General features: G+C 47.3%; 11 protein-coding genes. All 11 read left to right on the top strand.

Features of this window, described 5'->3' with window-relative positions; all coding sequences use genetic code 11:
• Positions 1-108 precede the first annotated feature (108 nt).
• The 11 genes from NSS66_RS04625 to NSS66_RS04575 all read left to right on the top strand — a co-directional run bounded on the left by NSS66_RS04625 (position 109) and on the right by NSS66_RS04575 (position 13629).
• Complete coding sequence (locus NSS66_RS04625) at positions 109-2436, top strand: histidine kinase (protein WP_028543032.1); 2328 nt, start codon at positions 109-111, stop codon at positions 2434-2436.
• Between the two features lie 517 nt (positions 2437-2953).
• Complete coding sequence (locus NSS66_RS04620; RefSeq protein WP_160789642.1) at positions 2954-4120, top strand: ParA family protein; 1167 nt, start codon at positions 2954-2956, stop codon at positions 4118-4120.
• Positions 4121-4135: 15 nt separating this feature from the next.
• Positions 4136-5383, top strand: a complete 1248-nt coding sequence (locus NSS66_RS04615) for a CpaF family protein (protein WP_340958509.1) — start codon at positions 4136-4138, stop codon at positions 5381-5383.
• Positions 5380-6171 carry a type II secretion system F family protein gene (locus NSS66_RS04610; protein WP_340958508.1) on the top strand — a complete coding sequence of 264 codons (792 nt, stop codon included), beginning with the start codon at positions 5380-5382 and terminating at the stop codon, positions 6169-6171. Before NSS66_RS04615 ends, NSS66_RS04610 begins: the two co-directional genes overlap by 4 nt.
• A gap of 12 nt (positions 6172-6183) precedes the next feature.
• Positions 6184-7062: a type II secretion system F family protein gene (locus tag NSS66_RS04605; protein ID WP_028543028.1), complete on the top strand. Its 879-nt coding sequence runs from the start codon at positions 6184-6186 to the stop codon at positions 7060-7062.
• Positions 7063-7075: 13 nt separating this feature from the next.
• Entirely contained in the window at positions 7076-7267 is a 192-nt protein-coding gene (locus NSS66_RS04600) for a Flp1 family type IVb pilin (RefSeq protein WP_023987623.1), read from the top strand.
• Complete coding sequence (locus tag NSS66_RS04595; RefSeq protein ID WP_340958507.1) at positions 7267-7935, top strand: TadE family protein; 669 nt, start codon at positions 7267-7269, stop codon at positions 7933-7935. The genes NSS66_RS04600 and NSS66_RS04595 overlap by 1 nt, the downstream gene beginning before the upstream one ends.
• A gap of 40 nt (positions 7936-7975) precedes the next feature.
• The gene (locus tag NSS66_RS04590; RefSeq protein WP_340958506.1) at positions 7976-10192 is read left to right on the top strand and encodes a hypothetical protein; all 2217 of its coding nucleotides are present in this window, start codon (positions 7976-7978) and stop codon (positions 10190-10192) included.
• Entirely contained in the window at positions 10161-11156 is a 996-nt protein-coding gene (locus tag NSS66_RS04585) for a TadE/TadG family type IV pilus assembly protein (RefSeq protein WP_028543025.1), read from the top strand. Before NSS66_RS04590 ends, NSS66_RS04585 begins: the two co-directional genes overlap by 32 nt.
• A gap of 94 nt (positions 11157-11250) precedes the next feature.
• Positions 11251-11763, top strand: coding sequence for an A24 family peptidase (locus NSS66_RS04580; protein WP_028543024.1), 513 nt, complete (start codon positions 11251-11253; stop codon positions 11761-11763).
• Between the two features lie 63 nt (positions 11764-11826).
• Positions 11827-13629 carry a DUF6382 domain-containing protein gene (locus tag NSS66_RS04575; protein WP_028543023.1) on the top strand — a complete coding sequence of 601 codons (1803 nt, stop codon included), beginning with the start codon at positions 11827-11829 and terminating at the stop codon, positions 13627-13629.
• Positions 13630-13640 lie beyond the last annotated feature (11 nt).

Genomic DNA, 13640 nt, shown 5'->3' with positions numbered 1-13640 from the left:
AGGCAAGCTTGATTGATCATCTTGAATTGATTGGGACACGGGAGTACATTCATTACAACCATATAAGAATGGACGGAACAAACAAGCACGCTGTGGGGAGGAACGAAAGTGGAGAGCTTCAAACGTAAATCACCAGAGGAAATACTGGATTCGATTAACAAACTGCATCGAGGCAGACTCAAAATATACATGGGTGCGGTCAGTGGCTCGGGCAAGACGTATCATATGCTGCAGGAGGGACAATCGCTGCAGCATGAAGGTATTGATGTTGTGATTTGTGCGGTCTCAACCATGCAGCGGCCTGTGACCGTGGAACAGGTCGGCACGCTGGAGCGAGTGCCTAGCATTCATTGGATAAAAGATGGTGAGGAGCAAAAGGATCTGAATGTGGAGGCTTTGGTGGCACGAAATCCTGAGGTGGTACTGGTGGATCATTTGGCACATCATAACCGGAAAGACGCCCTATTTCCAACACGGCTGGAGGATATTCGGTATTTGCTGGAGCAGGGAATTAGCGTCATTACGACGGTCAATGTTTATGAACTCGAGGGAATTACGGAGTGGGTGTATCAGCTGACAGGCTTTGAAGCGGAATATACGGTTCCGGTTGATACACTGGAGCTGGCGGATGAAATTCGTCTGATTGATGCCACCCCGGAGATGATTTTGGAACGGCTGGCGAAAGGCTATATGCATACGCCCAATCCTGAGATGTTTCACCGGGGAAATCTGGGTAAATTGCGTGAGCTAGCCCTGCGATTGGTAGCAGAGGATGTGAACGATTCGCTGGAACGGCACCGGGAAGAGTTAGGCTTGCACGGGGCGTCTGGAGCCGCAGAGCGTATTTTGGTACCTGTCCAATATCATTGGAATGGGTCCATTTATGTACGTAGGGGGGAACAGGTCGCCAAGCGGTTGGGTGGAGATATGCTAGTAGTCTCCTTTGTCAGCTCGAAGCGCAAGCTGTCCAAGGAATCAGCTGCCTTCAAGCGTTCAATTGAGAAATTGGCTGACAAGATCGGATCAACATTTGAAGAAATCCCGCTTTTTTCCCGCAGAAGGTTGCCTCGTCAACTGATTCATTATGCGGTGACGCACAATGTTACCCGAATTGTTATGGGGCATTCTCGGCAGACGCCGTGGCAGGAGCTGATGAAAGGATCGCTTGTGAACGGGATTTTAAAACGAATGAAAAATATGGATTTGCTGCTGATTGCGGACCGGGCCGAGCAGGAGGGTGAGCGGATTTTGCCAACAATGAGACAGGAGGAGGGAGATAACGATCCGTATCATCGTTTGAGCGTTGAGGAAGCACAGGCTGAGGCAGCCAAAATCCTGCGGGGCAAGCTCAAGGTATACATTGGCGCTGCTCCGGGGGTCGGCAAAACATACACGATGCTGAGAGAGGGGAATGATCTGCTGGAGAGTGGGATCGATGTAGTTATCGGATTGCTGGAAACGCACGGAAGAGCAGAAACACTGGCCCAGGTAGGATCTCTGAAGATGATACCCCGTCAGTCCATCGAGCGCCATGGCGCACACTTGGAAGAAATGGACACGGAATCCATTCTCAGGCGTAATCCCGAGGTGGTGCTTATTGATGAGCTGGCACATACCAACGTTCCCGGAAGTATGAGATCTAAGCGCTATGAGGATGTGCTTACCATTTTGGAACAAGGTATTTCTGTGATATCCACAATGAATGTACAGCATCTGGAGAGCTTGAATGATGCGGTAGAACAGATTACTGGTATACGAGTGAGAGAGACTGTTCCCGACCATATGATGCGTCTGGCCGATGAAGTACAGCTTGTTGATGTGGCTCCCAAATCGTTGCAGCAGCGTATGCGTGAGGGCAAAATATACGATCCTGCGAAGGTGGAACAGGCACTTAGCCATTTTTTTAAACTGGGCAATCTGATTGCGTTGCGTGAACTTGCTTTGCGGGAATTGGCAGATGACGTAGATGAGCGGCTGGAATCCTGGGATCGACACGAATCACTTCGGGGACCTTGGCGCAGGGAGGAAGTGATCTTCGTAGGCGTGACGCTAAGCGAAAATGCTGAAAGGCTGATTCGCCGCGGTTTTCGTATCGCCTTTCGTCTGAAGGCTGTGTGGATTGTGACTTATGTTCATGTCGGTGAGCGTATGCCCGAGAGACTGAACCCTCGTCTGGAACAACTAAAGTTGCTGACCCACCGACTGGGGGGAACCTTTGAGATACGGCTTGTTTCCAGCCGAAGCGAGATTGCCGACATTTTGATTGCTCCAGTGGAAGGATATTCAGGTACGCAGCTCATCGTGGGGCAGTCTTCCCGAAGTAGCCGTTGGGGGAAGGCTGCGGTTGTGCCGAGGATTCTCCGTCAAGCACGTCATATGGATGTTCTAATTGTGGCGGATTATGATCCGGATATTAAGCTGGAGGTAGATCGTTAATTCGCCCAGTAAATTCATAAATAGTCATATGATGGTTACCGATGGTTCGCTGCTTCCATAGTATATTCTATCTCAAAGAAATGGAGGCGAATTAAAAATGTTTAAACATTGTCATTTGCGTAAGCCAAAAAAACGTATCTTTAAGAAGATCATTAAGGTGACTGTCATTAAGTTTAAACCTAAATTTAAACATGATCACCGGAAACATGAAGATTTTGATAAGAAATGTCATTGCCGGAAACGTCGCCATCACCGCCATCATCGTCATCATGACTGTCATCGTCGTCACCACAAATTCTACTAAGATGAAGATGCTAGGAGGCGGGGCTAGACTGCCCGCCTTCTCCTAGTACGAGGATTTTGGAAGATACTTGCACAAAAAATACTTGCTCTAATATAAGCGCTATGCTATTCTACCAGTAAATAGATTGCACGTGACGGAAGCACCGTTCACCAACCGTATGTACTTACGGATGGATGAACGGTGCTTTTTTGCGTTGTTGTGTTAGGGAAAGGGATGAGCGTTATAGTTCCAGTGAAAGTGGTATTGGCCGTAGAAAGCCGGGATTATATTGAGCCGCTGCTGAATTATGTTCACGGAAGCGAGTACGCCAGAAGGCTGAGAATCACGGCTTTTTCGCAACCGGAGGCATTTCATCAATACATGATGGAAACCAGTGGAATGAAAAGACCGGATGTGGTGGTAGGTGAAGCGGCTTTTTTGAATCTATGGACAGACAGGGAAGCTGCTGATATTCCTTGTTTGGTATTGCATGAGGGAGAACAAGTGAGCGAATATGGACAGCCTTTATTAAAGTATCAGCCTTTATCTGAGCTGGTCGGTTTTATTTTGGAAACGGCTAGACAGAGGTCGAACGGTCGGAAAAGTGTAAACAGTCGGGAAGGTGGAATGATTATCGGCATCGTAGCAGCTTCCGGTGGACTAGGCAAGACAACGGCCGCACTCAATATGTCCAAACAGCTGGGGAATGAGGGATATTCGGTATTCTATCTGAATCTGGAGACGGTGGATTCAAGCTCGTTGTTCACTGGTTCAGGCAGTGCTAGCGGAGCAGAAGGAGAAGGGCTGTCCAGGCTGCTCTATGATCTCAAGGCGGAGGGGAGTGAGGACACTCCATTATCCATGGCTTCCTACTGTATTCGTCGCCCTGAAATTCAGGCGGATACTTTTCAGCCTGTCTATAATCGCAAGGAGCTGACGGACATGACTTGTGATGAAGCGAAAGAGCTGATTCGAACGGTTGCCGAAAGTGGGCAGTATGATGTAGTGATCGTAGATGGCGATTCTGAAAAAGGTGATCGGGCTCAAGCCGTGCTTGAAGCTAGTCATAAGCTGATTTGGCTGCTGGCAGACGATTTAATGAGCATGCACAAGTGCGGATTATGGCTGGATGTTTTAGAAACCACGCAGCCTGAAGGGCTTGAAGACATGATATGCAAAACCAGCTTTGTGGTGAACCGCTATATGGGAACTATGATCAACTCATTACCTCGTGACTTCATGGAGATAAACGGAGCGTTACCCTATATACCTTCATGGAAGCAGATGCAGCACCATGAGCTACTGCTTAGTTCACCGATTTATCAGCGGGAAATTCGTCATCTGTGCCACGAGCTGCTGAATGTGGACAGTGTAACACATCCGCCCGCCGTTTGGTCTTAAAAGGGGCTGATGAACATGAATGAGGAATGGTTTAAGGCATTGCGAGCAGATATCCGAAACGGGCTGGACGTAACGTCTTCGGTAAAGGATGCAGATCTGGTACGGCATATTGAAAATCGAATTTTACACGATGTAGAGCTGGTGGGCTTAACTTCCCGTGAGAAGCATGCACTCGTCCGCAAGATTTTTAACTCTTTCCGTGGGCTGGATGTACTCCAGCCATTGATTGATGACCCGACCGTTACGGAAATTATGATTAACAGTCACCGGGAAATTTTTGTGGAACGGGCTGGTGAAGTGATGCAGGTACCTGATCAATTTGAGTCCCGCGAGCGGCTGGAGGATTTAATCCAGACGATTGTAGCCGGGGTGAACCGAATTGTGAATGAGGCTTCCCCCATTGTGGATGCCCGGTTAAAGGATGGGTCACGCGTAAATATTGTGTTGCCTCCAGTTGCTCTCAAGGGTCCGACGATGACAATACGGAAGTTTCCCGAGCGTCCTATGACGATGGATGACTTGATACAAATGGGTGCGCTTGATGCAGAAACCGCTGCTATGCTCAAGGACTTGGTACGTAGCAAGTACAACATTTTTATAAGCGGAGGAACGGGGTCTGGTAAAACAACTTTTCTGAATGCATTATCCCAGTTTATCCCGTCGTCTGAACGGATTATTACCATTGAAGACTCAGCAGAGCTGCAAATTGTGACGGTCCCTAATCTAGTTTCCATGGAAACACGGAATGCGAACACCGAGGGGAAGGGAGAAATCACAATTCGTGATCTGATTCGTTCCTCCCTGCGTATGCGGCCCAACCGCATTGTGGTGGGTGAGGTCCGGGGAAGTGAGGCATTGGATATGCTGCAAGCGATGAATACAGGACACGATGGATCGTTGTCAACTGGGCATGCGAATAATATCCGCGATATGGTCAGCCGGCTGGAAACGATGGTGCTCGGAGGAGCAGAGCTTCCGCTTGGAGTAGTACGGCAGCAGATCAGCTCAGCTATTGATATATTCGTTCATCTGTCACGGATGCGCGACAAATCTAGACGAGTGCTGGAAATTAGCGAAGTGATTGGTTTTGAAAGCGGTGAGGTGACGCTTAACCCTCTTTATCGTTTTCAGGAACGAGGAGAAAGTATGGGGCGAATCGTAGGAGGTCTGGAACGTTGTGGCGAGGGTCTGCAACATACTTTGAAGCTGCAAATGGCTGGGATCAATCCGCAAAACTGGCACAGGGGAGGAGTATCAGCGTGAAGCCAGGAAAAACGACTGCCAAGCAAGTATCACATGAGGTCCCTTCTCTGCCAGATTATACGGTGTATACATTATCGACAGTACAAAAAAGTCTGTGCATATTCTTTAGTGGCGTGCTGTTTGCGATGATCGGCTATCTATTTTATCACCAATGGATATTATCGTTGCTGTGCGCTGCCGGGGCTGTGGTGACGCCTCGTTATTTTAGGCGATTTTTGCTGCAACGACGCAGGTCTGCTCTAAGCATCCAATTCAAGCAGGCTTTATATTCGCTCTCGTCTTCTCTTTCAGCGGGAAGGTCGGTGGAGAATGGTTTTCGTGAGGCTGTAGAGGATTTGAGATTGCTTAGCCCGGATGGAGATCACGACCTGATTTTTGAATTTAACATTATTACCGCCTGTCTCGAAATCGGACAGCCTGTAGAGGCTGCTTTGCAGGATTTGGCCCGTCGGGCGCAGATGGAGGATATTACGAATTTTGCGGACGTATTTGCGGCTTGCAAGCGAACCGGAGGTGATCTGGTGGAAGTCGTACGACGAGCTTCAAGTGTCATTGGTGAGAAGTTGGAAATTCAGCAGGAGATCGGTGTAATGATTGCGCAGAAACGTTTTGAATCGAGGGTTATGTTTGCAGCGCCTTTTTTGTTTGTATTGTTTATGACGATGACAGCGAGTGATTACATGATGCCCTTATACAGCGGTACAGGTATGATTTTATCAACCTTTTGTTTATTGGTGCTTGGTGGGTGTCTTGTGTGGATCAACCACATTATGAAGATTGAAGTGTAAGGAGAGATGGGTATGGTGATGTTGGTTTGTCTGGTCATGCTGGTTCTGCAAGTGGGAGGCTGGGTGGTGCTGAACCAGATGCATGGTGCTAAGTATGCGCATTTTCGCCATATGAAGCTGGAGGGACTGCGGCTGCAAAGACTTTCAGTCCCATTTGTACACATGATTCATGCTTCACGTGCTACTCACAGGCTGCCTTTGCTGATGTTCAAGCTCCAGCGTTCGGTGCAGAAGCTGTATGGTATGCGCAACAGCGGAGAAAAAACGATGCTTTTTCTGACAGAAATGTTGGGTTACGGATATATAATGGCTGCTGGTGGAGCTTTAATATCGCTTATGCTGGGCGGGGATGCGACCGGGCTGGTGCTCGGATTGGGACTTGGTATTCTGGTACCCATCGCGCTGATCAAGGATTTACATGGGAAAGTACAGAAGCGGGATCAGCAAATTTTAATGGAATTGCCTGAACTGTTGAGTAAAATGATGCTTTTAGTAGGTGCAGGTGAGACGGTACAACGGGCATTGCTACATTGCGTGGAACGTAAAGGGGCGGATACGGAACATCCGTTGTATCGAGAACTGAGGCAGACGGTGGCGGAATGGGAAAGCGGCTATTCCTTTCAACAGGCATTTGAGCACCTGAGCAAACGTTGTGGTATTCAGGAAATGACAGTATTTACGACGACAGTTTTGTTGAATATGAGGCGCGGCGGGAGCGATTTCGTGATGGCTTTACGTGAGTTATCCCAGACGTTATGGGGCAAGCGGACTTCAATTAGCCGCACAAGAGGGGAGCAGGCTTCATCTAAGCTAGTATTCCCGATGGCGCTGATTTTGCTAACGGTAATTGTGCTGGTGGGCGCTCCGGCTTTAATGATGATGAATATGTAGGAGGAATACAACGATGATGATATTAGTAACAGGCAGTATTCGTAAGTTGTACAAGGATGAGGATGGTCTGGGTACGTTAGAAATGATCCTGATCATTGCCATTCTGATTGCGGTGGCAATTATTTTTAAGGATCAGATCAAGAAAATTGTAGAAGGGCTTTTGAAAAAGGCGGATAAAAAAAGTAACGATTTTATGGATTCATAATGCTGCGTAAATTAGCACAAAAAGAGGACGGGAGCTTCTCCTTGGAAGCTTCCCTCGTCTTTCCCATTCTACTGCTGGTCATTTTTGTGATGTTATTTTTTTGCCTGTACATATATCAAAAATCTATATTGGTGCAGGTCGCTGCTACTGCTTCGGAAAGGGCCGCTTACAGTTGGGATAACAGCTTCAAGGACCCACGTACGGGAGCATTTACACAAGGGCAACGGGATTTTCTCTATTGGCGCCTGAAGGATGATGTTATGCTGGGAGCCCTGTTTGGCTGGACCGGAGCCAACAATCAGGAAAGTGTACAGGTTCCGGGCGGCAATGGGGGAGGCTCGTTACCTGCTCAGAAGCTGTCCAATGCAGAAAATAGAATGCCTGCGGGCATGCAGGGGCAGATGACATATGAGAACAGTATGATTCACCGTAAGGTGACCACAAAGTTAAATAAGATAGTGAGGGTACCTTTGTTGAATCAGTTTTTAGATCAGACAGATTTGCAAGGGGAAATGAGCTCTGGTGTGGTCGAACCTGTGGAATGGATTCGTACGGTGGAGTTGGTCCGTTATTATGGTGCGAAGTTTATGGGCAGAGGATCAGGTGAAAAGGTAGATTCGGCAGTTGTAGGGAAAGTACTGATGCAATATGGTCAAAACGGTCAGTGAGAAGTAAGTAACGGGAATGTAACTGGAAAGGAGGAAGCGGGTGTTTGGTAAGAGACACAACACAAAGGACGGGGAATCAGGTGCTGTCACGGTCTTTTTAATTCTGATTTTAGCGGTCATGTTCGGTTTTATTGCTGTATTTATTGATTACGCGAGAATTGCTGCATTGCATGTGCAGACCGAACGGCAGACCCATGCGGCGGTTCGTTCAGTGATGTCTGCTTATGATCCGACATTACAACAGGAGTACGGTTTGTTTGCTTATGGCGAAGGCGGCGGAGAACAAATTATGGTCAAAGTGCTGAATGACAGCGCGCGGCGTACCGCACGCGCAGAAACGCTACCGCTTATGAATATGAAGCTGGATTCTAGTTCCCTGCAAATGGAAAGGGAGCTTGGTAAATATGCCATATTTAACGAGCAGATCCGTGAAGAAATGAAGTATAAAGCACCTGTCGATTTTACGTTTGAAGTGCTCGAAAAGCTAAAGCCGCTCTCTCAAAATATGAAAGAGGCTTCTCATACGGTAGATTTGCTGAAAAGGCTGCAAAAGCTGTACGACAGACGAGAGGCCAAACTGGATGACATGCTGGAGAAGCAGCGTAAGGCAGGAGCTTATATGGAAGAGGTTCGCAAGCGGATTATTAAACAGAGGGGCACCTATATGCCCAATCAGTATATATGGGACCCGCTTGAGGTTGTGGCCGATATTGCCGCTCAATATAAGCATTACGTACATGTATATGAAGACAATAAGAAAAGTGTGGACGACGTTAAAATCATGCAGATGGAAAAATATGCACGTAGAGCGAGGGCAGCGCTTGATCGCTTGCGTCAGATCATGGTTCAGGCTGGAGAAGAACATGATAAGCTGCTTCTGGAAGCCAAGGAACCGTTAAATGAGGCCCGACAGATTAATGAAGAGATGCGCAAAGTCATTGCCCAATATAAGCAGAGGGCGGCCAATGCAGGCTACGATGAGGTTTCAGCAGCCCCTACTCCCAGCGGAGCAGGCTCCAACGCAGATCCGTCGGTAGGAAGCGCACGGCAAAAAGCAGAGGATTTGTTGATTTCAGACAAGGAATTTGAGCAATGGGAAGCAGAAATCGAAAAGCAACGGACTTCTATAAATACTGCTAACAATAGAATAACGAGCATGATACGTACCTTATCCTTTTATACAGATCCATTTTTGAATGCAGACATGCTCAAGCAAGAAGTCGCATCAACGCTCAAAGAGATAGATAAATACTTGAATGCGTATGCTTGGGTGGGACCTGCCAATGTACTCGACGGTGAAGCCAAAATGATGGATACGCGACGTGGACCGGACAAAGAACGCAAGAAAATGGAAAAAGAGGCGAAAAACAAGCTTAAACAAGCCTATCGGATCATTGAGGTTCTTTCCAAAGGTAAACAAAGTGCAGAACAATTCCAAAATCTGGAGCGGTATTACAATGAAAGTATTTCGTTTAACCAGTCTACATCCAGTCCATCTGTATCCGCTGATTTGCCCTATGACACCTATGATGCTGCGGGAGCTTCCATGGATAGTATGGATGGTCTATACGGGTCGGCATCCAATTTACTGACTCAACTGGGAGACGAGTTTTACCAGAATGAATACGCACTTTCTTACTTCCATCATGTGGATTTTAGCCGTTTTGGCAGTTTGGCCGGATCGGGTGGAAATGTGGGAAATGCTGCACAGATTTTGGGAGATCAGCTGGAGGTGAATAATCAGGAAGTTGAGTATATCCTGTATGGCTTCCATAATCCGACGGGTAATCTGGCATCCGCCTATGGAGAAATTTTTGCTATGAGACTTGCCATTCGAACAATGGAGGGATTGGTTAAAAACAGCTCAAAAGGTAATCCGCTGGTCGTTTTGGCGGCAGCTTTGTTATATGGAGTAGAAAAAGCGATAGAAGATATGATTATGCTGGCACAAAAGGGAGACGTGCCATTGTCTGATTTTCTGAAATTTCGAATGACATACAAGGATCATTTGCGATTGTTCCTGATGCTCCATAGCAATAATGAACGAAAAATGTCCCGTATGCTTGCTCTGATCCGCCTGAATACAGATGTCAATCCTGCTGAGCGGCAAACGTATGCAACGGGTGAGGTCAAGAATGGGATGAGGCTGTGGTTTCTACCTGGGGTAATGAAGATGCTCGGAACCGCCTCAAAAGAAGGCGAGAGTATTAAGGGAAGTGTGTACTATGTCACGAAAACAGCGCATTTTTCCTATTAATCGGTGTTTACGGAAAGTTTGTGGGCAGAAGCAATGTGAACAAGGAAGTATTGTTTTAGAAGCGTCACTGGTGTTGCCAATGTTTCTGTTTTTTATTATTTTTCTCATTTATATGGTTCAGATGACGCTGGTATCCACAGCCTTGCAGAACACCGCTTCAGAAGCGGTTAAGCAGGTTTCGACTAAAATTTACCCAGTTTCTCTAGCCGTGGAGGCGGCGTCCGCGAAAATAGATGCAGTCCGTGAACCGCTGGATGAATTGCCCAAGTTATCTGTGAGTGAATATGCAAGCCAATTCGCTGCCCAGTTGCCACCTCCAATTGGTGATTGGGTAGAAAGCGCTGTTCAGGGCGGTCAAAAGCCGATGGAGGAGCTGCGGGGGCGATTTACGGAAGCTGCACTCGATCCTGTTCTGAAGCCGATGCTAAAGCCTTTTATGGAGGAAAGCATTCTGGAGTATGACCGTATTCATATAACGAGTGTACATGTACCTGCTCTTACAGGAACTAAGGACCCTTATTTTAGAGTAGAGCTATCGTATGAACTGCCGATGAAGGTCCCCTTTTTGTATCGCAGCATTGTGCTTCAAGCGGCGGCAGAGGAACGTCTCTGGATTGGGAACACAGGGGAGGGGACAGGTACAGGAGAGGCAACAGCGGATAAGGATGCGCAGCATTCCATACAGTTGCTCGTTAAGCCTGAACCTGCTGTGAAGGGTGTGTACAATTTGATCAAGGCCAAGGTTGAGCCTGGGACGAATGCTAATCTTTCTGTACTTTATAAGTCGGGCCAAAGCACGGCCCAGCATTTGGGCTGGACCTCTGCCAATGCGGACGGGATTATTGAATGGAACTGGTTTGTGGGAACGAACACAACACCCGGTCAATGGAGCTTTGTGATTGAAACAGAGGACGGTCAACGTATAGAAGTTCCGTTTACCGTGGAAAAGCCAGCTGATGGATAGATAGAATCGACTCGACATAGACGGACAGGAATACCTACGATGGAAAGTGATTTGGTAGTCTGCTAGTTCTATTTTATAAAGGGGGAAGATCGCATTGACGTGGATGTATATTGTATGCGGAGTTCTGCTCGCGATCGCGTTAGTTACGGATTTACGTAGCATGAAAATCCCTAATAAGCTTACATTGCCCGGCATAGTGGTAGGCTTGGTGTTCAATACTCTGTTTGGAGGGTGGCACGGTTTTTTATTTGCTGTTGCTGGACTGGGTACCGGATTTGGGTTCATGCTGATTTTGTACTGGATGGGAGCTGTTGGTGCAGGAGATGTAAAGCTGTTCGGCTTGATTGGAGCATGGACAGGTGCCGCTTTTGCATGGCAGTCAGCTTTATATTCGATTTTTTTTGCAGGTATTATTGGCATAGGAATTTTGCTGTGGAAGAGGGAAACCATCATGAGACTGCGGCGCGTGGCTTTTAATTTAGGAGGATTTTTTCTATTTCGCAGCGGCAAAGCGCTGACCGGTGGAAATGAAGCGCACCTCAGGTTTCCTTTTATGACGGCAGTCATTCCGGGAGCGATCAGTGCTTATCTTTACTTCTTGCCATGACATGTCCGCTGGGGGAGATCATGCTACCTCACGGAGATAGGAAATTGTTAAGGAGGTCATGAATTGTTTGGTTTAAGCAGGGATTTTGCCCGGAACGGCGGGACATTTATGATTCTAAACAAGGAAGACGGGCTCAAGACCGATGATTTAAATTCCGTACAGACCGGCATGATGACTGGTAATCGGATTCCCGGTCTGCTGGAACTTAGAATAAAGGAAGTCGATTTTCAGATAGAGTTACATTACGATATTTCGGGGCAACGCATGCTTTCCCAGTTATGGAAAGGTGGGAGCGTGTCGACTTCTGATTTCTACCGGATTCTTTTTGAAGTGGCAGATGCCCTCCATCGCAGCCCGCAATATATGTTAGATATCCGCCAGTTTATTTTGCACGAGGATTATATTTTTCTAAGTGGTTCAGGTACAAGGGAAACCGCCAGTTTAACCTATGTTCCTTTACGCAGTTTACAGTATGCAGGGCAAACAGGCAGTCAATTTAAGCAGATGGTTATTCGTTTAATGACTCGTGTGGCCCACCTTCAGGGAGAATATATACAACGCATACTCGATCTGTGTGATAGAAATGAATTTGAATTGGGATTGCTAAAGGAACTGCTATTGCAAGGAATGAAGGCTGGTACAGAGAGTGCTAGCGTGAAGGGAGAAAGTATGGAAGGGCGAGCTTTTTCATCAGCCGACCCTATCATATCTGCTCATACCTCACAGGGGAACTATACTGATCGTGGCGGAACATACGGGCAAGAGCATCGGGAGACTCTGCAGGAGATTCAGGAGCTTAAACGGATCAATCGGCTCAAACCGTCCGTGAAACCAGAGGAGAATTCTGAGCTTGTAACAGAAAACGAAGTAGAAGATGTGGAGCCTGGATTGCAAAAATATAAAACCTACATTACTCTCGGATGTCTGCTCGCTTCGGCCATCGTGTGGCGTTATATTTATCTGGATCATCCAGAGACGGTACCGTTGATCATTTCCGTGGTGCTGACCTTGGTACTTGCCGCTGTTGCTTATATAAGCTGGACGGGGAAATGGGAGCGCAATCGAGCTTCATCTCATATGTACAGCGATTCAGTACCTGTATTGGATTCGGAATGGTTAGGAACTACTTCTTCCTCAGCACAGCGGAAAAATGATCGTTATCAGGTAGATAAGCTGACCGGATTTGTAGCGGGACGTCATCATCAAGACAAGCAATCTTCCGATTCGAGTGATCAAGGGCAGGAGAGCTGGAGATGGACTTTTCCAAACTCAGAATCTAAAAGCGCGGGAAACCGAGTTACGGAAGATAGGGAGAACACTTCAGCAAACTATGACCTACACGAGCCATCGTGGAAAGGTGCGGGACGGGGAAATGAATTGGAAGCCAGTGATACCAGTGAGGCTTATTATAAGTCTCTCTCCGGGGTAACGGAGCTGCTAAATGCTGCATCTAAGCAGGAAACGATGCTGCTTCGTCCAGATCAAGAGATACAGATTTCACCTGTTCAGCAATCACCGATTGCTTGCCTGGAACGCAAGCCACTAGGTAGTGGAGGGACCGAGCGCATCCGGTTGCAGCCAGACCAATTCGTTGCAGGCAGCTTTATCATCGGGAGAGATCCGCAATTGGTCCAGTTTGTGGAGCATACGGATGGAGCTTCCCGTTCTCATATTGAGCTTTGCATAGTTACAGGAGAACATAGCCACATTGTTAAGGATTTATCCTCGACGAACGGAACTGCTCTGAATGGAGAGCCTATGGTGCCTTATAAGGAGTACATCCTGAATGAGGGAGACACTTTTAAAATCGCTGGAGTCTCTTATACTTATCGGTTGGACTCTTCTAAATCCTCCAATGCATCATAAATGAAGGTTAT

The sequence above is a fragment of the Paenibacillus sp. FSL R10-2748 genome, from assembly GCF_038005565.1.
GTDB classification, from domain to species: domain Bacteria; phylum Bacillota; class Bacilli; order Paenibacillales; family Paenibacillaceae; genus Paenibacillus; species Paenibacillus polymyxa_B.
The sequence above is the reverse complement of the archived record's forward strand: the minus strand, read 5'-3'. Positions and strand labels throughout refer to the sequence as shown.

Bases quoted from the DNA above. Each gene is read 5' to 3' on its own strand.
- NSS66_RS04600 (WP_023987623.1), top strand. From the start codon at position 7,076: ATGATGATATTAGTAACAGGCAGTATTCGTAAGTTGTACAAGGATGAG.
- NSS66_RS04620 (WP_160789642.1), top strand. From the start codon at position 2,954: ATGAGCGTTATAGTTCCAGTGAAAGTGGTATTGGCCGTAGAAAGCCGG.
- NSS66_RS04615 (WP_340958509.1), top strand. From the start codon at position 4,136: ATGAATGAGGAATGGTTTAAGGCATTGCGAGCAGATATCCGAAACGGG.
- NSS66_RS04595 (WP_340958507.1), top strand. From the start codon at position 7,267: ATGCTGCGTAAATTAGCACAAAAAGAGGACGGGAGCTTCTCCTTGGAA.
- NSS66_RS04605 (WP_028543028.1), top strand. From the start codon at position 6,184: ATGGTGATGTTGGTTTGTCTGGTCATGCTGGTTCTGCAAGTGGGAGGC.
- NSS66_RS04585 (WP_028543025.1), top strand. From the start codon at position 10,161: ATGTCACGAAAACAGCGCATTTTTCCTATTAATCGGTGTTTACGGAAA.